Raw genomic sequence first — 20,976 nt, forward strand, 5'->3', positions numbered from 1 at the left:
GATTATTAAAACAGTAACTATAACTAAGACTAAGCTAACAAAAGCTAGAAACTTGAAAAAACTTTTAATATAAATTTCTACTCTTAGCAGCGATAAGATGAATAGTATTGATATATAAATAAAGACAATACCTAGTGATATTAAGGTTAAATTTGTGTTATTGTCCAAAGTATTTGTGAAAGTTATAGTATAAATGCTTCTAATAAAATCTGATAGGTATACCGAAATAGTAAAGAGTATTAATGTTAGTAAGATAATTAAGATACCAGTAAATAAAACACTTATGGATCTAAATTTTGAACTACCAACTATATATTTTGTTAGACTAGAGTGTGTATTAATTTCTGGATGAAGTTTGCTTATATAAAAAGCAATCAAATTAATTGGATAACATATAAGTATAGAAAATATAATATAAGCATAAAAGAACTTAAGTCCGCTATAACTAAAAACGGTTGTGAGAAAACCAAAATTAAAGCAAATTGCGGTTGAAATGATTCCTATTAGAATGGGTGAGTATATTTGTTTTATATTCATTTACCTGACCTAAGGTTTAGTTTCTAGTTGCACAATAGTTACCACGAAAAGTAATATTTCTAATAATTTTAGTGTTTTTGTCAATAGAAACCCAAGTAGTACACTTAAGGGCACCAAACTGTACAAATTGAGGGTCTCTGTTAGCCATAACTAAACTGTTAACAGCTGAGCCCGCTAGAGCAGGAGTTTCTGGATTAACAGCTGTGCGTACATAGACATAAGTTTGCACATCTGGGTTAGGAGAAATGCTTATTACATTTTCAGGGTAGCCAAACGCTTCCATATATTGGTTAATACTTTTGCCTATCCAAGCTTTTTGTTGATCTATATATTTTTGTCTAGTAGCACAAGAAAAAAGACTTGCTATAAATAACAATAAGAGGATTGTTTTAAAAGTATGTTTAAACATTTAAACTCCTTATTTTATGAAACCAGTTTTTTTCATATATATTGTTAGCAAGGATATTGCTGCAGGAGTGACTCCTGGTATACGTGAAGCTTCTCCTAAAGTGGTTGGCTTTTGTTCAGTAAGTTTTTGCAAGACTTCATTTGATAAGCCCTTAACTTGAGAATAATCAAACTCTACAGGAATATTTTTTTGTTCAAAAATTGGTAGCTTAGCGATATCTTTATTTTGACGTTCTATATAGCCAGAGTATTTAGCAGATATTTCGATTTGTTCTATAACGGCTTCATCGCTTAGATTTAAATTCAATTCAGGTATTTGTTGTAACTTTTTATAATCCAACTCCGGGCGTTTTAGAAGATCAAAAAGAGTACTTTCTCTAGTCATTTTTTTCTCTAGGAATTTTTCTAAATCACGAGCTTTTTGTGTTTGTGGACCTACCCATGTGTTTTGCATAAAGCTTATCTGTTCATTAATAGAGTCTTTCTTATCAAGGAAAGTTTTTTGATCTTCTTTATTTAGTAGGCCTAGCTGACAAGCAACATCTGATAATCGCAAATCAGCATTATCTTCGCGTAAAATTAATCTATACTCAGCACGGGAGGTAAACATTCGGTATGGTTCTTTAGTCCCTTTGGTTATAAGATCATCAATAAGCACTCCAATATAGCTATTAGCACGAGTAGGGTACCATGATTTATCAGAGTCTATACTTATAGCAGCATTTATGCCGGCAACTAAACCTTGAGCTCCAGCTTCTTCGTAGCCAGTGGTACCATTTATCTGACCAGCAAAATATAAGTTTTTAACAAATTTTGTCTCTAAAGTTGGTTTAAGGTCACGAGGGTCAAAAAAATCATATTCTATAGCGTATCCAGGACGCATGATAAAAGCGTCTTCAAAACCTTTTATAGAGCGGATATATTCACATTGCACCTCAAATGGTAAGCTAGTAGATAACCCATTTGGATATAATTCAGTACTTTCTAAACCTTCTGGCTCTACAAATATTTGATGTCTTTCTTTTTCTGCAAATCTAACTACCTTGTCTTCAATAGAAGGGCAATATCTAGGTCCTATGCCTTCTATCATTCCACCATACATAGCTGATTTATCAAGGTTATTTGTGATTATTTCATGAGTTTTATAGTTTGTATAAGTTATATAGCATGGTATTTGCTCAGGATGTTGTATTTTTCCTTTAGAAAAAAAAGAAAAATAAGGAATAGGAGTATCACCATGCTGAACTTCCATAACACTGAAATCAACGCTTCTTTTATCAATTCGGGGAGGAGTCCCAGTTTTAAGTCTATTTACTCTAAATGGTAAAGCTCTAAGGCGAGCAGCTAAAGTATTAGCCGGTTGATCTCCAGCACGTCCACCAGGCTTTGAAACTTTACCAATATGGATTTTACCACCTAGGAAGGTTCCAACTGTTAAAACCACTTTTTTAGACTTAAATGTGATTCCAGTTTTAGTTATAACTCCAGAGATAATATCATTATCTATTACAATATCATCTACAGAATCTTGAAATATATCAAGATTTTCTTGATTTGTAACAAGGGAATTTATAGCTTTTTTATAGAGCACTCTATCTGCTTGAGCTCTTGTTGCTCTGACAGCTGGACCTTTACGCGAGTTAAGTATCCTAAACTGGATCCCTGCCATATCAATAGCTTTTGCCATGATGCCACCCATAGCATCTATTTCTTTGACTAAATGGCCCTTACCAATTCCACCAATAGCAGGATTGCAAGACATTTGTCCTATTGTATCTATATTGTGTGTTAGAAGTAGTGTTTTTGCTCCTATACGGGCAGAAGCAGTAGCAGCTTCAACACCTGCATGACCGCCACCAACAACTATTACATCATAAGTATTTTTATAAATCATTTATAAGAAAAATAGTATTATTTATATCACTTAAATTCTACTACATTTTTGCATGAAAATAACTATTCTAATAATACTAATTAAGATACTTTTACAATATAATCTATAGCATAATAGGGCGTGCAGTTTGAGGTTTAAACGAGTAAATGTTAAGTGTTAGTGAGATTTATCATAAATATATCGATCAAGACCCTATAAAAATTTTCCAAGATGGGGCTATTAAGTCTGCAATTATATTTTTTACGTTTTTGCTGATAGCTGAAATATTTAATTTTGACAAAAATCTGATCATTATCACAATTTTATTTATAGCAAATTTGGCAGCTAGCGTACTAATTGGCAATATAGAAGTAAAACGAAAGGCATTTTTCTGGTACATAGTATGTGCGATTTTGATTTTAAATATATCTCCGTACGTACATAATATTTTTGAAGATGGCTTCATGCTGATAATAGTTGTGGTTTTTTTGGGATTTTTAGTTCGTGGATTTGGCGATACATTTAATATTTTCCCAATTATGATTGTAGTAATGTCATGTATTTGTTTTATTAGGTTTCCTTTAGCTACGTATAATCACCTAAGTTTTACTATAGTAGCTTTATTGGTAGGGCTTGCTTATTATATTTTGCTTATTAGTCGTTATAAGCCTATTAATTCGATTGATATTGAAAAGATCGTGAGAGAGTTTTTTAATATTTTTGTAAAAAGTTATGTGGATACATTCGATAAAGCAAAGTATAGGAGGTTTACCCAAACTAAAGTTTTAGAAGTAAGCCATAATAAGCTAAATAACATAATTTCACTGCAGTCTCATGGACTTATGTTTATACGGAAGAATAATCAGGACAATTGGCGTTATTTTTGTCATAATTTGATACTATTTAATAGATTATCAGCTAAGTTTGTCTTAACCTATAAAAAAATAAGTTTAGGTTATATACGTTTAGGTTTTAAAGATGCTTCAGAAGCACAGATTTTAGCAGAGAATTTGGAAAAAATATTCAAGCAAACTCTGGCTTTGTTACCTCAAACTCAACAAGAACACAGTGTTCTAGAAAAGAAGAAAAAAGAGATTGATTACCTAAAGTATAAACTTGAGATTGCTTATATTGAAAAGTATCAGAAAGATCAGCAAAAAAAGAAACTACTTTTTGATAGTATATTGCTTTTAGACGATATATTTACTAGTTTAGAAAATATAAAAGAGGCTTATCATGATCTTATTTAAGAATAGATTTATAGATAAACTTTCTGATACCACTTTATTAGCTTATAGGGTTTTGGTAGCGTCTTCATTGGGGTTGATTATAAGTTATAGTGTTTTTAGTTTTACTGGAGAGCATGGTTTTAAGGATAGAATTTACTGGGTTGTAATTGCAGTTATAAGTGTTGCTGCAAGTACTAGTACTAGTGTTATATATACACGAGCAAAAGCGATTATTGTATTCTCTATCTTTGGAACGTCGCTAGGATCGGTTTTACTCTTATTTATACAGAAAATTATGGTAGATAATAGTATGGCTAGTTTTATAACTATAGCTGTAGTTTGTGGTATAGCATTGACATTGTATATTTATACTATGTTTTTAAATTATGCTACAAGCGTATTTTTTATACATATATATTTGGTTATGTTCTTTGGTTTGTTTGTTGGTTGGGATCATGAACTCTTCATTGTAAGAATAGTAAGTGTAGCTATTGGTACAGTTTGTATTGTGTTTGTTACATTTTTGACTAGAGGTAAAAAGTTTTTGAATATTTTTACCAAAGAAATGTATATAACCTATGGGGAATTCAAGAAAATACTCAATAATGTTGATAGAAATGTTCCAAACCGAAAATTAATTTTTTTAGTTGAAAAAAACATAAAACTCAGTGAAATGCTTGTCAATGCTAAATATGAATTTTCGTCTAATAAAAAATACTACGAGTATAAAAAAATGATACTACTTATGGATGAATTGCTGATAAATTTAAAGACTTATCGAGCTTTATTTATTGAACAAAAAAAACATAATAACGAGCTATATACCGACTTGGTAGAGTATACAAATAGTCAACTCAAAAAAAATTTTGAAAAACTAACAATTAGGTATGATAGGATTCTAATACAGAAAGATTAATCAAGTTTATAAACTATTTTTTTTGTTTTTCTGACAAGTTCTTGCACGGGTGTATTTTTTGTATCTATTTTTTTAACCAAATCAAGGTATTCAGAACTAACTGGTTCCACACAGCTGACAAACTTATTGGGGGTAGCTTGTATATCACCCTCACTAAAGTAACTATAAAGCGCGTGGATCAAAGGTATGTACTTTAAATTCCCATTATATTGCCAATCAAATTTGAAACTTTTTAAGACATGTAGTAATGATAGGTTTACCAGGGTAAATAGAGAATAAGGTTCAGATTTAATAGCACGAAATGTATGTTTTTCATTACCTATGTTATTGTCTTTAAAGCAAGAGATTAAATAGTTATCTACTTCTTTTAGATTTTTTGCTTGGGTAACGCATCGCATTAACTCAGCTGCTCTTCTTAGACCAGTACCGCCATGATGTCCCAATTTAAGTTTCTTTGGATCAATTCCATATTCTAAAGTTTCTTTCTTATCTGCCTTTGGAATTTTCCATAAATCTATATATCTCCTTACTCCTTCAATAACGGCATTTTTCAAAATATTAGTCATTCCATCGTAATCTACATTAACAATTAGAGGTAGTCTACTGTGAACTTGAACTTGTTGAAGCTGATTTCCTAGATTTATATTTAAAGGCTGTTGCTGGATCACAGGTTGCTTAAATATGTTTTCTTCTGATAACAAAAATGGTCGATTAAGTTGGCGAAGTTCAATCGAAGGGTGCGTGGTATATGTAAATTTAATTCCATCTATCATTGGCTCGCTATTTCCAGATAGAAGAGGTTCATTATGAATTATCTTATATTGTTGTACAATTGGTGAAGAAATCTCATTGATAACCGAAAGCAATACATATTTTTTTCCTACGCGACCTTGTTCCTTAATCTCAGTATTATAAACGTCCGCCACCTGATCATGGTAATCACAAGGTTTTTGAACTAAACCTGCCATTTCGATAGGTATCACTTTATAATTACCAAAGCTAGAAACTTCATTGTTATCTAACTGATATAATGTCCTCACCCATACAACTTTAGCATCTACCTTTAATCGTTGATTATTTTTAGTGTAGTAGTGTGGTCGTGAATTAATCGTTGCAGCAATTTCATAACAGTACATTTTATTTGCATATTTAAATTGGTAAGTGTCTATGTCTATGTCATCATCAAGGGCATCGTGATGCGATCGCCTATGATCTACATGAACTGCTCTTAGTGCAGCACTAAACAAATTGTAGTAATCTTTCAGGTAAACTGCTCCAAGAAGCTCTCCTCTATAATCTGTCTGGATCTCAACGTTTCCAATTTGTGAAAAGTTATACCCCTGCTTTGGTAAATCATTAGCATCCTTCATAGGGCGTGATAATTTTACTTCTAAAGAGTAATCCAGAGCCACTTTTGCCTGCTCCACTTGTTCTTCTTGTTCATCTTCAGCCACTAAATATTTGAATAAATTAGAATTATTAAGTTTGTATGAAATTATCTCTTTATATAATTTTGGCAGTGTTTTGATTTCATTTTGTTTTTCAGCAATTGTAAAGATGTTATCAAATTTCTCATCTAGTTTTGGGATTACCATACATTCAAAGACATATCCAGATCCTCGATAGTCTTCATTATATTCGTCACCTTTCTGAATACCACCACCAGATCTGAAACCGGTAAAAGCTCGCCAACAACTTTCTGATTTTGATTTATACCAGATTCTAGGTTGCCCATTGCCACGACCCAAAATAAATTTATAGCCGCCATTTTCTATTAACATGCATTGTACATCAAACGTGCATGCTCCTATCTTGATTTGTTCTAAGATTGGTAGTTTGTTTTCCCACCAGTCGGTTATATTCATATTTATTATTCTCCAATATATTTGATAAACTATATTAACTTTTGACAAGTTGTCTTTCTAAAAATCTAACTACTATCTATCTGCTATACACTAACCAAGGAAGCATATAAAGAAAAGTTTTGAAAAACTAACGATTAGGCATGGTAGAATTCTAGTGTGTTAAATGATAAGCATTTTTTTTGTTGTTATGACAAGTTCTTGCACGGGTCTATTTTTTGTATCTATTTTTTTAACCAAATCAAGGTATTCAGAACTAACTGGTTCCACACAGCTGACAAACTTATCAGGTTGAGCTTGTATATCACCCTCACTAAAGTAACTATAAAGTGCGTGAACCAAAGGTATGTACTTTAAATTCCCATTATATTGCCAATCAAACTTGAAACTCTTTAATATATGGAGTACTGATAGATTTACTAGGGTAAATAGAGAATAAGGTTCAGATTTAATAGCACGAAATGTATGTTTTTCATTACCTATGTTATTGTCTTTAAAGCAAGAGATTAAATAGTTATCTACTTCTTTTAGATTTTTTGCTTGGGTAACGCATCGCATTAACTCAGCTGCTCTTCTTAGACCAGTATCGCCATGATGTCCTAATTTAAATTTCTCTGCATCATCCCTATATTCTACTGCTTTTTTATTTATATTTCGCATTTCCCATAAAGCGTTATACCTCATTATCCCTTCAATAGGCTTTGTTTCTTAACCCCTATTTTAACAAATTATCTTCAAATAATTTATAATATTCTCTTCTATCGTTATTCTTCAGAGATGCACCCACCAAATGCCAAATAAATATCCAGAAAGAAAAGGTTACAAAGTTCCAAAACAGAAACATCGAGTTCGAAATTGGTCAGAGTATAATAGAGCATTATCCAATCGTGGACGTATAGATATTTGGATGCATGATGATGCTATCAACAATTGGTATGAAGAAGATACTGAGAATGTTGGAGATGGTTCACCTAGAAAGTACTCTGATTTTGCTATAATTGTCTGCCATGAGATTAGACTGGTTTATAAACAACCACTCAGGCAAATAACTGGATTTATAAACTCACTATTTAAAATGGCTGAAATAAATCTTAGATGTCCAGATTTTAGTACTCTTAGTAAACGACTTAAAGCTCTAAAAATAAAGTCACCAAGATATGTTAAGAAGAATATCCCAGATTCTGATGTACATAGTCTAAGTATTGATTCTACTGGGTTAAAGCGATTTGGTCGTGATGAGTGGCATCAGGAAAAGCATAAAGTATCAGCTAAAAGAAGTTGGAGAAAGCTACATGTAGCAGTAGATCAAAATCATTATATTCATAACTCACTATTAACAGGCAGATTTGATAGTGATACTGGAACTTTACCTGGTTTATTAGATGGAATAGATAGTGAATTTAATCATATTTCTATGGATGGAGCTTATGATAGCTTTGACGTATATGAGCAAATACTAGATAAATTTGGTGATGTCGAGATAGCAATACCGCCAAATAAAGATGCCGTAATTTGTGATAAAAATCACATAATTCGTAACCATAATATCGAGCATATTAAATGTCATGGTCGAATGGATTGGCAAAGAAAATCAGGATATGGTAGGAGAAATAATAGTGAATTAGCTATACAAAGATATAAAAGGATAATAGGCAGAAGTTTACATTCTAGAGACTTCAAAAATCAAAAAACAGAATCAATTATTGGTGCCAGTGTACTAAATAAAATGACTTCATTAGGTATGCCCGATAGCTATAGAATAGCCTGAAATCCGTCTACTCAAAGACCGTAAGAGGTTAAGAAACAAAGCCTCTCAAGAGTAAATAAAGTTCTTAATAACCATCAATGTTAATTATCTCTAAATGCTCCATTTGAGTTTGTAAAAACATTTCTCCTATAGCTTTAAACTTTATGGGGATATCAGTCACATAAAATTTATATTCTTGTTTAAACTGTTTTTGGTTTAGTAGATTATTTAGCTTTAATAGATCTTCGAGCATTTTGCTAGCTTGTAGTGAAGGATCTATGAGTCTTACAGATCCTAATTCAGCAGCAATATTATTCTTAATAAGAGGATAATGTGTACAACCAAGTATCAAGGCTTCAAGAGGTTTATCATGAAAACACTCTAGATATTGTTTAGTTGCCAAGGTTACTATTTCACCATCTATAAAGCCTTCCTCAATCATTGGCACAAATAGACCACAAGCTTTAGAATAAACTTCTACTTTAGGGTTAAGCTTATGAATTTCTAACGCATAAGCGTTACTATTTATCGTAGCTGGTGTAGCTATCACCCCAACATTACTTAAGTCTGCTACTAAACTTATACCTGCGCTAATTACGTCTATAACTGGTATATTACTAGCTATTTGCTTTACAGTATCTTTAGCGATAGCAGAAATAGTATTACAAGCAATAATAATAGCCTTAACCTCCTGGTCAATTAAAAACTTAGCTGTTTGAGCTGCAAACCTTTGGATAGTTGCTCTAGACTTTGTACCATAAGGGATTCTTGCAATATCACCAAAGTAAATTATATTTTCATTTGGCAATATATCCATGAGATTTTTAACAACTGTCAAACCACCTATACCAGAATCAAAAACGCCTATCGGTCTATCGTTAATCATTTATTTTTTCTCAAGCTTTCTAATAATTTTTCTACGTGAACGTGTTGGCATTTTTTCAAGATATTGTTCTTTTGCGTTAATAAAAGGTAATAAATTTTTTAAAGATAAAACCGCTTGATTAGCATCTTCTGCGATAAAATTATCACTTAACTGTACTCCTGGATTAGCAAATATTACAACAGTAACCACTGGAATACCTTTTATATAAATTCTTTGGTTATAAAGATAGGTTTGTAGAACCTTCTTCTGCGCAAAAGTTTGTCTAATTGGATTTTTAATAGTTTTTGCATAAATTTTATTATTTTGGGAGGTTTTTTCTACTTGCCACCTCTCAGCCATATTTTCAACCTTGATATAGCCACGATTGTTTTTAACCTCTACTATATATATTGCTTTTCTAGATATAACAAGAAAATCTATCTCTCTATTTCCTATGGTTGATTTACCATCTGGTAATATCATCCTATTAAAGAGTACATAATTATTATCTAATTTTTTTAGCTCATCTAACACAACTGACTCACCTTTGGCACCTGATATTATAATATCTACAGGATTATCATCTTTTGTTATTAAGAAAAAAAAGATAAACAATATAAAAGCAAGTGTTACTGCTATCTGCAATGATTGTTTTATAAACTCAAAATTACCAAGATATAAGTTAACTCCTACAATAAGACCACATAATATAATTGAGGCATATAGACTTTTTCGTATCCTAATCCAATAATTTTTAAATCTTGCCCAAGTAAAGCGTAAAAAAAGCCGGTCGTTTTTTAGTTTGTTTTCTATTGCCATAATTCTTCAATAATATATTTTTTATAACTCTATAAATTTCTGCTTTATCTTAAGTATCTTATCTCTAATCAAAGTAGCCTGCTCAAACTCAAGTTCTTTTGCATAGGCTTTCATACGTTTTTCCAAAGCTTTTATAACTTTACTAGCTTCAGTTACACCTAGTATAGCCGAAACATCAACATCATCAACACTTATTCTGCTGTTATTTTTATATTCTCGTTTTTGCCTCTCTGGGGAGCTATCTAACATGTCATCTATAGCTTTTACAATCGTTTTAGGGGTAATATTATTCTTTTTATTATGCTCATCTTGTAACTTACGTCTACGTAACGTCTCATCAATAGCTTTTTTCATAGACTTAGTTACTACATCTGCATATAATATAGCTCGACCATTTTCGTTTCTTGCAACTCTACCTATTGTTTGGATAAGAGACTTTTCTGAACGTAGAAACCCTTCCTTATCAGCATCAAAAATTAATAAAACTCCTACTTCAGGCATATCTAACCCTTCTCTTAAAAGGTTAATACCTACTAACACGTCAAATACTCCCTGACGTAAATCATAAATAATTTGCACACGCTCAACAGTATCAATATCTGAATGCAAATATCTTACATTAACACTATGTTCTGACAAATATTCTGTTAAATTCTCTGCCATTTTTTTAGTTAGTGTAGTTATCAAAACTCTTTCATTATTAACTACAGCTTTATTTATCTCAGATAAAGCATCTTCAACTTGGATTGCTACTGGTCGAACAAACACTTCTGGATCTAATAGTCCGGTTGGTCTTATTATCTGCTCAACCGTGTTTTGAGATCTTCTTAACTCATACTCAGCCGGCGTTGCTGAAACATACAATGTTTGAGGCAACAGCTTTTCAAACTCTTCAAATTTAAGAGGCCTATTATCAAGCGCGGAAAGTAATCTAAAACCATAATTTACTAAATTTGATTTACGTGAAAGATCACCTTTATACATACCTCCAAATTGTGGTAATGTTACATGAGATTCATCAACTATCACAAGAGCATTTTCTGGTAAATAATCTAAAAGTGTAGGCGGCGGATCGCCAGGAGCGCGACCAGATAGCAACCTAGAATAATTTTCAATACCTGTACAATAGCCTAGCTCTTGGATCATTTCTATATCATACTTTGTTCTTTGCTCTATTCTTTGAGCTTCAAGCAATTTGCCTTCTTGTTCAAAATATTTAACTCTTTCTTTCAACTCTTTTTTAATTTCTTCAATAACTTGGTTCTTTCTTTCCTTAGAAGCTACATAGTGGGTACTTGGAAATATCGTTGCTCTATGAAGAGTTTTAATTCTTTTTGAAGTTAAAGAGTCTATTATACTTATTACTTCTATCTCCTCATCAAAAAATTCAACTCTAATAGCGTCTTTTTCAGAATCTGCTGGAAAAATATCTAGTATCTCACCACGTACACGAAAACTACCTCGACTAAAGTCCATATCATTACGCGAATATTGCATTTCTACTAATTTGCTTTGTGCTTTCTTTATATCTAAAGTTTCACCAACCTTCAAATGTAATAACATTTGCATGTATTGTTCAGGGTCTCCTAAACCATAAATAGCAGATACTGTAGCAACTATAATTACATCATTTCTTTCTAAAATAGCTTTAGTAGCAGATAAACGCATTTGCTCAATATGCTCATTTACAGCAGAATCTTTTTCAATATATGTATCTGATGCAGCAACATAGGCCTCTGGCTGATAATAATCATAATATGAGACAAAATATTCAACAGCATTATCTGGAAAATATTGTTTCATCTCTGAATATAATTGTGCTGCTAGGGTTTTATTATGAGCTAAAATTAAACACGGCTTTTGTGTTTGATTAATTACGTTTGCCATAGTGTAAGTTTTACCAGACCCTGTAACCCCAACTAATACTTGATGTTGCAAACCACTATTTATACCATTTACTAAAGACTCTATGGCCCCTGGTTGGTCACCACTGGGGCTGTATTTTGTAACTAAGTTAAATTTGTTCATTTAAAAAAGATACTCCTCTAACTCATATAGTAAAGAGTGCTGCTCTTGTGTTAGCTCTTGTGTTTCTCTTAAGTGCTCTATTTCTTTATAAATCTTTTCTAAAGTAACTCTTTTACATCCTCTATGGTCTACCAAAAGTTCATCTTCTTCTAAACTAACTATTTTGTTTAGATACTTTTGAAACTCATATTGAGCTTTTTCAGGGAGTTTAAGAAAATCTAGTCTCCCTATAATACGCACAGCTCTATCATAATAATTTTTTGGTAATTGTGATAACATCTGTACTTTTTGGACAATAGCTAAGCTATGAAAGAGTTCGCAACCTTTCTCATCAGCAGTAGTCATAAAATCGCTTTGATAAATTGCCGCATCAGTATCAATATTTTCAATTGTTGCGTATTTGTGCTCTAAAACGTAATCAATAAAATTAGCAAATGTATCTAAATTAGATTTCATAAACTCTTTATTTGCTTTTATCATACCTAATTTTTGTTCAGATAACTTTCCTACAAAGCGAGTTTTAGCTGGCAAAATAACCGGGATATCTCCCCATTTTTTAGAAACTGTCAGTCTCCAATATTCACTCTCTAAACTACCAAATTCTTCTATAAAATCACTAAATAAATAACTGTCTAAACGCAAGAAAATCTCTTGGTTTTTATAATGGTGATGCTGCCCCAAGTCCAAAACAGCTGACATAAAATTGTTGTTAAAACCAAAAACCCCACTTACAGCTATAGCTTGCTTATATTGTGTATCGTTTAGATTGATACCAATATCAAGCTGATTTAAAACCTGTTCATCATTTTGTTTGTTGAATTTATCCAATAAAAACTGCCACATTTTAGGATTAGCATTTTGAAGTTTTTTTGCTAATTCAACCGTTACTAAGACGTCTATAATAGCATCGTGAGCTCGACCATCACTACACAAATTATTTACTGAGTTTAAATTCTCAAGCTTTAAAGAAACTTTTTCTTTGCCTTCTTCATCTACAATCTCAGGCCACTTTAAAGCTTCGTTAAAGAATAAATAATAACAAGCAACTATTGGAAACAAATCCGCTCTAAAGCAGCTATTTTTATACTGGTGAGTATATGGTGGCAACATATTCTTAAAAAAAGCAAACCTTAAAAACTCATCATCAAATCCAAGAGTATTATACCCCATACTGATAGTTCCTGGAGTGTTAATTATTTTATGGATTTTTCTAACCGCTTGATACTCTGAAATTCCTTTAGAATTAGCTTCGGCTATAGATATATGATGTGTAATAGTTGCCATAGGAGATGGTGTTGTGTCAGGATTTAATTTTACAAAAAAGTTAAACCTCTCAATTTCATTAAAATTAAGATCTGTTCTGACAGCTGCAAACTGTAAAATCTGATCAAAAGAATTATTAATTCCACTAGTTTCTAAGTCATAGAATAGAAATGTTTGATTATTATACATATTAAGATTCAAATATAAGGTTAATTAATCTTTTTGTATTAGAATTCTATCATACCTAATTGTTAGTTTTTCAAAGTTTTTTGTTCTACTTACTGTACTCATTGAATATGTGTCGCACTTTGGTTTAGAATCTGGAATACAACCCTAAAAACCACTAAATAATATTATTAATTACACCATATTTACTATAATACTAAATAGAAAACTTTTATCTTATGATGGTTAAAAACATCACAGAAGATGAGATAATAAATACTATAACTATCTGTTTAATCCTCCAACTACAAATCTTTTTAAGTTCATAAGCATACTGTAAAAAATATTATATTATTGGTATGTTTTTAATTAAAATATTTATTAAAATTTAATAGTTTTTGTTAAAAAAGCATTCTACTGATTATCAAGTCTTTACTGTATTATATAAATGGCAATAGCTATAACTTTAATATGGTTATAAATTTATTAAATAATAACCTATATTAGTTAAACAAATAAAGTGAGGATGAGAGATATGAGTTATGTAACAGACTGGTGGGAAAACAAAGTACTAACGATTAAGCAAATCAAAATAGAAACGTATACATTTGATGTACAATGTATTTTAATGCAAACTATGGGCCTTCGCCCGGCTTTGTTTCTTAACCTCTTACGGTCTTTGAGTAGACGGATTTCAGGCTATTCTATAGCTATCGGGCATACCTAATGAAGTCATTTTATTTAGTACACTGGCACCAATAATTGATTCTGTTTTTTGATTTTTGAAGTCTCTAGAATGTAAACTTCTGCCTATTATCCTTTTATATCTTTGTATAGCTAATTCACTATTATTTCTCCTACCATATCCTGATTTTCTTTGCCAATCCATTCGACCATGACATTTAATATGCTCGATATTATGGTTACGAATTATGTGATTTTTATCACAAATTACGGCATCTTTATTTGGCGGTATTGCTATCTCGACATCACCAAATTTATCTAGTATTTGCTCATATACGTCAAAGCTATCATAAGCTCCATCCATAGAAATATGATTAAATTCACTATCTATTCCATCTAATAAACCAGGTAAAGTTCCAGTATCACTATCAAATCTGCCTGTTAATAGTGAGTTATGAATATAATGATTTTGATCTACTGCTACATGTAGCTTTCTCCAACTTCTTTTAGCTGATACTTTATGCTTTTCCTGATGCCACTCATCACGACCAAATCGCTTTAACCCAGTAGAATCAATACTTAGACTATGTACATCAGAATCTGGGATATTCTTCTTAACATATCTTGGTGACTTTATTTTTAGAGCTTTAAGTCGTTTACTAAGAGTACTAAAATCTGGACATCTAAGATTTATTTCAGCCATTTTAAATAGTGAGTTTATAAATCCAGTTATTTGCCTGAGTGGTTGTTTATAAACCAGTCTAATCTCATGGCAGACAATTATAGCAAAATCAGAGTACTTTCTAGGTGAACCATCTCCAACATTCTCAGTATCTTCTTCATACCAATTGTTGATAGCATCATCATGCATCCAAATATCTATACGTCCACGATTGGATAATGCTCTATTATACTCTGACCAATTTCGAACTCGATGTTTCTGTTTTGGAACTTTGTAACCTTTTCTTTCTGGATATTTATTTGGCATTTGGTGGGTGCATCTCTGAAGAATAACGATAGAAGAGAATATTATAAATTATTTGAAGATAATTTGTTAAAATAGGGGTTAAGAAACAAAGCCCTCTTGAGATGGTCAGATCTTCTTTGCAAGCAAGGTACTCTTCTCAAGAGTAAATAATGCAAAACCTTTGCTAACTTTTTATAGCATACAGAAGTTAATATCCAAAATTTTACGTTTAGCATTTTTGTCTTTTTCTATTTGTGATAATATCTCTAAGGGATATATATAAATTCTTCTTATGAGTAGGTAATGAAAAATAATAAACTTTATCAAAATATTCGTTTAGCTATCTTTGATGTTGATGGTGTTATGACAGATGGAAAAATTATATTGTCAAATGACGGTAATGAAACAAAGTTATTTGACGTTAAAGACGGTTTGGGCTTAGTTTTATTACAGAAAGTTGGTATGAAAGTAGCAATAATTACCGGCAAGGAATCACAAATAGTTATTAATAGGTTTACAAGCTTAGGATTTGATATAGATGATATATTTCAAGGACAAAAAAATAAAGTTAGTGCCTATCAGGCTTTAAAGAAAAAATATCAGCTAGATGATAGTCACATAGCTTATATGGGCGATGATCTTCCTGATATAGTCATTATGAAGCAAGCTGGTATTTCGGCAGGACCATCAAACTGTATAGACTTGGTTAAAGACTATTGTGATTATGTTTGTCAAAATAAAGGTGGTGCTGGCGCTGTCAGGGAATTTTGTGAGTATTTGCTAAAGCACTGTGGTTACTATAACAAGATTATCGAAAGTTATATTGAAGATGGTGGCATAAAATAGAATCATGAAATTCTTTACTAAATATTCTTTATTTATAAATTTATTTTCAATAGTGATCGTGGTTTTTAGCACCATATTTATTTATTATGAAGCAGTTGAGGGTGGGGGTGATCCTAAAAAATTTTCACCTTCAAGTAGTGTTGAATTAACAGCATATAATTTTCATTACAATAGCTATGATGATGATGGTAAACTGACTACAAATTTTATCACTGAGAAATTGGAACAATATGTCAACCAAGATATTAAAATGACTAATTTAACAGAAACAAGTTATGATAACAAAACAAGTGATGAGACTTGGAGTGTAAAAGCACCTAAAGGTTTTTCAAAGAAAAAAGATAATAATGAGTTGATACATTTATTTGACGGAGTTGATGCTATTCTATTTACAAAAGATCAGCAAGCAGATACAGAGAAAAATTCTGCTAAGCAAACATCAGATACTGATAGTAAATACCTTCCAAAGAAGATATATATAAAATCGTCAGAAATGTATTATGATACTGAAACCCATGATTTCTATAACGATAAATTTGTTAAGGTCTATGATCCAGACACACAAAATAATACTACAGGTATAGGAATTGTTGGTAACTCAGATACTAAAGTTATTAACTTTAAAAAAGATGTAAGGAGCTACTATGCGTCAAGCTAGGTTTGTATTAGTAGCCTTAGTAGTTTTAGGTGTTTTTTTCAATGGTTATAGTGATAGTTATAATCAGGTAAGTAGCTCAAATCTTACTTCTGAACAAAGTATACTTCCTCAAGAAAGTAGCACAGCTATAGCAGATGAGAAAGAAGATACAAGCGCTGACAATATTCTCAAGGAATATGGTCCTCTTACAATATGTGCTGATAAAGCGACGTATGATAGTAGTAAAGAAACCCTTACATATTATGGAAATGTTTTTGTAATGCAGATTCATAATAAGCACATCTTATGTAAAGAGCCCAAAATTTCTAAAACAAATATGGTTTATTTTACTAGGGATGAAACTATCCCTTTTAAAAAATTACAACAGGAATGGTTTGAGCAAGCAAAAGAATTATGTGCAGATGAGCATGAGTGTAATTTCATATCAGGTCAAAAACTTGTTATGAAGCTGGATAAAGACCGTAAAGTTCAAACTCTTACTATGGAGTCACAAGATGATGAGTTATCTCAATTTTATACTTTTCCTACTAACTCAGTTCAAGGTTATCAAAAAAGTAAAAAGATAATCAATGGACCATTAGACGGGGTAGGTAGAAGAATTATTTATAATGTTGTGAAGAAAAACTTAGAGCTTTTTGAAAATGCTGTGGTTAATCAGAATGAAAATCACTATAAAGGTCGAGAAATTAATTACGATATGGATCATGATCTTGTAGCTATACCCGGTAGTAAAGATAGACGTTCTAAAATAATTTTAGATGGTGTTGATAGTGATACTAAGATCGATACGGGGTTAAAACCGATTAGTGAATATAATAAGAAGAAAAAAGTCAATAGTGGCAGTACAGTTAAAACTTCTAGTTTTGATGATGCAGATAATTTTCTGTCATAAATAGAAGGATGTGAGATTAAGAATGGAAAAATATACTTTAGAAGCTAAAAGGTTAGGTAAAAAATACGGCTCAAGATGGGTTGTAAATAACGTCTCAATGAAGGTTTCAACTGGTGAGATTGTTGGTTTGTTGGGACCAAATGGCGCTGGTAAAACGACATCCTTTTATATGATAGTTGGTCTTGTAGCTGCAACTCGTGGTAAGGTTCGTATGGGTAAAGAAGATGTTACAAAGATGCCTATCCACTTACGTGCAAGAAGAGGTTTAGGCTATTTACCACAAGAAGCATCTGTCTTTAGAAAACTGAGCGTTGAGGATAATATAGTAGCTATTCTTGAAACAAGAAAAGAGCTAACAAAAGATCAAATTGATGAAAATTTAAACTTACTCTTAGATGAGTTTAGTATTCAGCATATCCGTAAAAGTTTAGGTATGAGTCTCTCAGGAGGTGAAAGAAGACGTGTTGAAATAGCTAGAGCTTTGGCTATGGATCCAAAATTTATTTTGTTAGATGAACCATTTGCTGGGGTAGACCCTGTTTCGGTAATTGAAATCAAAGAAGTTGTCCGTCACCTTAAGGATAGAGGCATAGGAGTGCTTATAACAGATCATAACGTACGAGAAACACTAGATATTTGTGAACGAGCTTATATTGTAAATGCTGGGAATATGCTAGCATCAGGGACTCCAGAGGAAGTACTAGCTAATGAAACTGTAAGAAAAGTATATCTAGGTGAAGACTTTAAATTATAACTTTAAAAATGATAAAAAAAATAGATATTTCTAAATCAAAAGTGATTTGTGTCGGTAGAAATTATGTCGAACATATCCGAGAATTAAATAATGAGATTCCAGATAATCCTATTATTTTTATAAAGCCAAATTCTAGCGTAGCTAAATCATTAAAACTACTTCCTGATAGAGAGTTACACTATGAATGTGAAATAATATTTGCTTTTGATGGTAAGTCCCAAATTAAAGCAGTAGGACTTGGATTGGATATAACTGACAGAGATTTGCAGTCAAAACTTAAATCAAAAGGATTGCCATGGGAGTTGGCTAAAAGTTTTGATGGTAGTGCGGTGATTAGTGATTTTGTGAAAATTGATTTATTAAATATTCCTTTTTTAAGCTTTAAAGCATATAAGAATAATCAGTTAATTCAAGAAGGTAGTTATCATTTAATGATTTATAAGCCAAATCAGATAATAGAATTTTTAAAATATAATAATATATCCATATGTGAAAATGATTTACTTATGACGGGTACTCCTAAGGGTGTGGGAGTTATAAACCATAATGATAAATTTAAGTTAGAACTATTTTGTAAAAACAGTAGAGTCCTAGAGGCATTTTTTTAAGCAAAAATACGGTGGTAAAATGTGGGCAATCGTTGGTAGTAGTGGATTTGAATATTTCGATAGCTTTGAAATTATAGAAGAGTTATCTAGGGAAACGCCCTTTGGCTTATGTTCAAATGGCTTATTTAAAGTAAAAATAGATAATCAAGAAGTATTATTTTTAAATAGAACAGGTCTTGAACAAAATATTTTACCACATCAAATTAACTATAAGGCTAATATCTATGCGTTAAAAAAATATGGCGCAACCTCTATAATAGCACTTTCTTCGGTAAGAAGTTTGAGAAATGAATTAAAGCCAGGAGATATGGTAATTCCATATCAATTTATAGATAGAACAAAATCTTTACGTGACTTTACATTTTGTGAACAGGGGTTGCTTAACTATGTTTCTCTTTCAAGACCAATAACTGAAAGCATTGCTGAAGAAATTAGAGAAAGAAAAGCAGATTTTGATTTTACTATACATTTCAAGCAAAGCTATGTTTGTATTGAAGGGCCACAGTTTCCAACAATTATAGATGCCAAGTGTTTTCAAAGTATGGGTGGTGGTGTAATAGGAATGACAGCTTACCCAGAGTTTGCGTTAGCAAGAGAAGCTGGTTTAAATTATATTTGTTGTAATTTTATAGTTGATTATGTTCCCTGGTCTTATGATGTTAGAAACGAATATAACGTTTTAGAAATAAGACAAACAAATAACGCAAAAGCTGAAAGTATAATTAAATGGTTGGTTAAAAACTTATCTTTTTATTCTGAGAATGATTGTCATGAGCTTGGAATAGCTAGATATTTATCTACTCCTTTAGATACACTGCCTCCAAACAAAAGGGCTTGGCTAAAAATTATTGCTAAAGATAACTCTAAACATGAAAAAGCTCTTGAAGCCGAAATTTTTAAGAAAGTTCCTGATTTGTATGGTGGAATCAAAGCAATACCTGCTAAAATGCAAGATTTACTAACTTTCATAAGTAAATATGATAGGGATGGAAATCGTAGGGATCTTGAATCAACAAGAAGGGCAGCAGCTTCTCTTGACCTATATAGTTACCAAAAGCTAGAAGTTGAGAAAGTAGAAAACCTGCAAATTACTCATAATGATGGGCATAATATACCAGTTAGGTTCTATAACCCAGATCCTAGTAGAAAGCTTCAGGCAATAGTATTTTCACATGGTGGAGGGTTCGTTTCAGGAACTTTGGATTCTTTTGATGCATTTTGTAGAAAGGCTGCAATAACTACAAATAGGGTGGTTTTTTCTGTAGATTATAGACTTGCTCCTGAACATAAATTTCCAGCAGGATTAAGTGATGTAGAGTTTGTTGCTGAATATGTTTACAACCATGCGAAAAATTTTGGAATTTCTAAAAAAGAATTTACACTAATGGGTGATAGTGCAGGAGCTAATTTATCAATATTAGCAACTTATAATTTATTAAAAGCCAATAAGATTAAAATTGCTAATAATGTTATTTTATATCCGTCTGTTGATTTGTCACATATGCCAACTAAATCGTTAGAAGATTTCGCTAGTGGTTATATACTAACTAAAGCCAAAACTATGTGGTATTCAGAATTATATGTACCAGATAACGTTGATAAACAGTCTCCTGAAATATCACCATTTTATATCAAAAAATTAGAAGGTATGCCACGCACTTTAGTTATAACAGCTGGGTTTGATCCACTCAAAGATGAAGGTCTACTTTTTGCAGAGAGACTTATACGACACAATGTGGAAGTACAGCATTATCATTTTGATAGCTTAGTACATGGATTTATTAACTTCTCAAAGCTTATTCCAAGTGAGATGGATATTTTACATACGAGAATAACTAAATTTCTTAAATAGAAA

Annotated in this window: 18 protein-coding genes; 9 read left to right on the forward strand and 9 right to left on the reverse strand. The window is 31.7% G+C overall.

Going from position 1 to position 20,976, the window contains the following annotated elements; genetic code table 11:
- Window positions 1-553: 553 nt before the first annotated feature.
- The gene (locus SD28_RS04260; RefSeq protein WP_039124423.1) at window positions 554-946 is read right to left on the reverse strand and encodes a hypothetical protein; all 393 of its coding nucleotides are present in this window, start codon (window positions 944-946) and stop codon (window positions 554-556) included.
- A 9-nt stretch (window positions 947-955) separates the two neighbouring features.
- Window positions 956-2,839 carry a tRNA uridine-5-carboxymethylaminomethyl(34) synthesis enzyme MnmG gene (gene mnmG, locus SD28_RS04265; RefSeq protein ID WP_039124425.1) on the reverse strand — a complete coding sequence of 628 codons (1,884 nt, stop codon included), beginning with the start codon at window positions 2,837-2,839 and terminating at the stop codon, window positions 956-958.
- Between the two features lie 146 nt (window positions 2,840-2,985).
- Between mnmG and SD28_RS04270 the strand changes: the two genes are divergently transcribed.
- Together SD28_RS04270 and SD28_RS04275 are read left to right on the forward strand one after the other, a co-directional pair.
- Window positions 2,986-4,068 carry a hypothetical protein gene (locus SD28_RS04270; protein ID WP_039124427.1) on the forward strand — a complete coding sequence of 361 codons (1,083 nt, stop codon included), beginning with the start codon at window positions 2,986-2,988 and terminating at the stop codon, window positions 4,066-4,068.
- On the forward strand, window positions 4,055-4,963 hold the full coding sequence (locus SD28_RS04275; protein WP_039124429.1) for an FUSC family protein: 909 nt from the start codon (window positions 4,055-4,057) through the stop codon (window positions 4,961-4,963). Before SD28_RS04270 ends, SD28_RS04275 begins: the two co-directional genes overlap by 14 nt.
- Here SD28_RS04275 and SD28_RS04280 read toward each other — a convergent pair.
- Both SD28_RS04280 and SD28_RS04285 read right to left on the reverse strand, forming a co-directional pair.
- Window positions 4,960-6,876 carry a hypothetical protein gene (locus tag SD28_RS04280; protein WP_157698629.1) on the reverse strand — a complete coding sequence of 639 codons (1,917 nt, stop codon included), beginning with the start codon at window positions 6,874-6,876 and terminating at the stop codon, window positions 4,960-4,962. The two genes, SD28_RS04275 and SD28_RS04280, sit on opposite strands and share 4 nt — an antisense overlap.
- A 111-nt stretch (window positions 6,877-6,987) precedes the next feature.
- The gene (locus SD28_RS04285; protein WP_157698630.1) at window positions 6,988-7,485 is read right to left on the reverse strand and encodes a hypothetical protein; all 498 of its coding nucleotides are present in this window, start codon (window positions 7,483-7,485) and stop codon (window positions 6,988-6,990) included.
- Between the two features lie 130 nt (window positions 7,486-7,615).
- Here SD28_RS04285 and SD28_RS04290 point away from each other — a divergent pair, with 130 nt between their 5' ends.
- Window positions 7,616-8,593 (forward strand): IS5 family transposase, encoded by a 978-nt coding sequence (locus tag SD28_RS04290; RefSeq protein WP_039124433.1) that lies wholly within the window; start codon window positions 7,616-7,618, stop codon window positions 8,591-8,593.
- A 64-nt stretch (window positions 8,594-8,657) separates the two neighbouring features.
- Here the strand turns inward: SD28_RS04290 and murI are convergent, their stop codons facing one another.
- From murI to SD28_RS04315, 5 genes are all read right to left on the reverse strand, one after another.
- A complete protein-coding gene (gene murI, locus SD28_RS04295; protein ID WP_039124435.1) occupies window positions 8,658-9,458 on the reverse strand; it encodes a glutamate racemase in 801 nt (266 codons plus the stop codon).
- Window positions 9,459-10,256 carry a nuclease-related domain-containing protein gene (locus tag SD28_RS04300; RefSeq protein ID WP_039124437.1) on the reverse strand — a complete coding sequence of 266 codons (798 nt, stop codon included), beginning with the start codon at window positions 10,254-10,256 and terminating at the stop codon, window positions 9,459-9,461. It abuts the gene before it with no gap.
- A 21-nt stretch (window positions 10,257-10,277) separates the two neighbouring features.
- The gene (gene uvrB / locus SD28_RS04305) at window positions 10,278-12,284 is read right to left on the reverse strand and encodes an excinuclease ABC subunit UvrB (protein ID WP_039124439.1); all 2,007 of its coding nucleotides are present in this window, start codon (window positions 12,282-12,284) and stop codon (window positions 10,278-10,280) included.
- Window positions 12,285-13,736: an exodeoxyribonuclease I gene (locus tag SD28_RS04310; RefSeq protein ID WP_039124441.1), complete on the reverse strand. Its 1,452-nt coding sequence runs from the start codon at window positions 13,734-13,736 to the stop codon at window positions 12,285-12,287.
- 670 nt (window positions 13,737-14,406) lie between these two features.
- Window positions 14,407-15,384, reverse strand: coding sequence for an IS5 family transposase (locus SD28_RS04315; protein WP_039124433.1), 978 nt, complete (start codon window positions 15,382-15,384; stop codon window positions 14,407-14,409).
- A 282-nt stretch (window positions 15,385-15,666) separates the two neighbouring features.
- On the opposite strand from SD28_RS04315, the gene SD28_RS04320 reads away from it, so the two are divergent.
- Genes SD28_RS04320 through SD28_RS04345 form a run of 6 tightly spaced genes read left to right on the forward strand, consistent with a single transcriptional unit; the run spans window position 15,667 to window position 20,973 of the window.
- Entirely contained in the window at window positions 15,667-16,209 is a 543-nt protein-coding gene (locus tag SD28_RS04320; protein ID WP_039124443.1) for a KdsC family phosphatase, read from the forward strand.
- A 4-nt stretch (window positions 16,210-16,213) separates the two neighbouring features.
- Window positions 16,214-16,867: an LPS export ABC transporter periplasmic protein LptC gene (lptC, locus tag SD28_RS04325; protein ID WP_039124446.1), complete on the forward strand. Its 654-nt coding sequence runs from the start codon at window positions 16,214-16,216 to the stop codon at window positions 16,865-16,867.
- Window positions 16,854-17,759, forward strand: a complete 906-nt coding sequence (locus SD28_RS04330) for an LptA/OstA family protein (protein WP_039124448.1) — start codon at window positions 16,854-16,856, stop codon at window positions 17,757-17,759. Before lptC ends, SD28_RS04330 begins: the two co-directional genes overlap by 14 nt.
- Window positions 17,760-17,781: 22 nt before the next feature.
- Entirely contained in the window at window positions 17,782-18,513 is a 732-nt protein-coding gene (gene lptB / locus SD28_RS04335) for an LPS export ABC transporter ATP-binding protein (protein WP_039124450.1), read from the forward strand.
- Window positions 18,514-18,521: 8 nt separating this feature from the next.
- The gene (locus SD28_RS04340; RefSeq protein ID WP_039124452.1) at window positions 18,522-19,121 is read left to right on the forward strand and encodes a fumarylacetoacetate hydrolase family protein; all 600 of its coding nucleotides are present in this window, start codon (window positions 18,522-18,524) and stop codon (window positions 19,119-19,121) included.
- 19 nt (window positions 19,122-19,140) lie between these two features.
- Window positions 19,141-20,973 (forward strand): alpha/beta hydrolase fold domain-containing protein, encoded by a 1,833-nt coding sequence (locus SD28_RS04345; RefSeq protein WP_039124454.1) that lies wholly within the window; start codon window positions 19,141-19,143, stop codon window positions 20,971-20,973.
- The last annotated feature ends 3 nt before the right edge of the window (window positions 20,974-20,976 follow it).

This window comes from Allofrancisella guangzhouensis, assembly GCF_000815225.1.
Taxonomy (GTDB): domain Bacteria; phylum Pseudomonadota; class Gammaproteobacteria; order Francisellales; family Francisellaceae; genus Francisella; species Francisella guangzhouensis.

What these genes read in the sequence shown, in the direction of transcription:
- SD28_RS04260 (WP_039124423.1), bottom strand. Translation starts at nt 946, where the DNA reads ATGTTTAAACATACTTTTAAAACAATCCTCTTATTGTTATTTATAGCA.
- mnmG (WP_039124425.1), bottom strand. Translation starts at nt 2,839, where the DNA reads ATGATTTATAAAAATACTTATGATGTAATAGTTGTTGGTGGCGGTCAT.
- SD28_RS04270 (WP_039124427.1), top strand. Translation starts at nt 2,986, where the DNA reads ATGTTAAGTGTTAGTGAGATTTATCATAAATATATCGATCAAGACCCT.
- SD28_RS04275 (WP_039124429.1), top strand. Translation starts at nt 4,055, where the DNA reads ATGATCTTATTTAAGAATAGATTTATAGATAAACTTTCTGATACCACT.
- SD28_RS04285 (WP_157698630.1), bottom strand. Translation starts at nt 7,485, where the DNA reads ATGCGAAATATAAATAAAAAAGCAGTAGAATATAGGGATGATGCAGAG.
- SD28_RS04290 (WP_039124433.1), top strand. Translation starts at nt 7,616, where the DNA reads ATGCCAAATAAATATCCAGAAAGAAAAGGTTACAAAGTTCCAAAACAG.
- murI (WP_039124435.1), bottom strand. Translation starts at nt 9,458, where the DNA reads ATGATTAACGATAGACCGATAGGCGTTTTTGATTCTGGTATAGGTGGT.
- SD28_RS04300 (WP_039124437.1), bottom strand. Translation starts at nt 10,256, where the DNA reads ATGGCAATAGAAAACAAACTAAAAAACGACCGGCTTTTTTTACGCTTT.
- uvrB (WP_039124439.1), bottom strand. Translation starts at nt 12,284, where the DNA reads ATGAACAAATTTAACTTAGTTACAAAATACAGCCCCAGTGGTGACCAA.
- SD28_RS04310 (WP_039124441.1), bottom strand. Translation starts at nt 13,736, where the DNA reads ATGTATAATAATCAAACATTTCTATTCTATGACTTAGAAACTAGTGGA.
- SD28_RS04315 (WP_039124433.1), bottom strand. Translation starts at nt 15,384, where the DNA reads ATGCCAAATAAATATCCAGAAAGAAAAGGTTACAAAGTTCCAAAACAG.
- SD28_RS04320 (WP_039124443.1), top strand. Translation starts at nt 15,667, where the DNA reads ATGAAAAATAATAAACTTTATCAAAATATTCGTTTAGCTATCTTTGAT.
- lptC (WP_039124446.1), top strand. Translation starts at nt 16,214, where the DNA reads ATGAAATTCTTTACTAAATATTCTTTATTTATAAATTTATTTTCAATA.
- SD28_RS04330 (WP_039124448.1), top strand. Translation starts at nt 16,854, where the DNA reads ATGCGTCAAGCTAGGTTTGTATTAGTAGCCTTAGTAGTTTTAGGTGTT.
- lptB (WP_039124450.1), top strand. Translation starts at nt 17,782, where the DNA reads ATGGAAAAATATACTTTAGAAGCTAAAAGGTTAGGTAAAAAATACGGC.
- SD28_RS04340 (WP_039124452.1), top strand. Translation starts at nt 18,522, where the DNA reads ATGATAAAAAAAATAGATATTTCTAAATCAAAAGTGATTTGTGTCGGT.
- SD28_RS04345 (WP_039124454.1), top strand. Translation starts at nt 19,141, where the DNA reads ATGTGGGCAATCGTTGGTAGTAGTGGATTTGAATATTTCGATAGCTTT.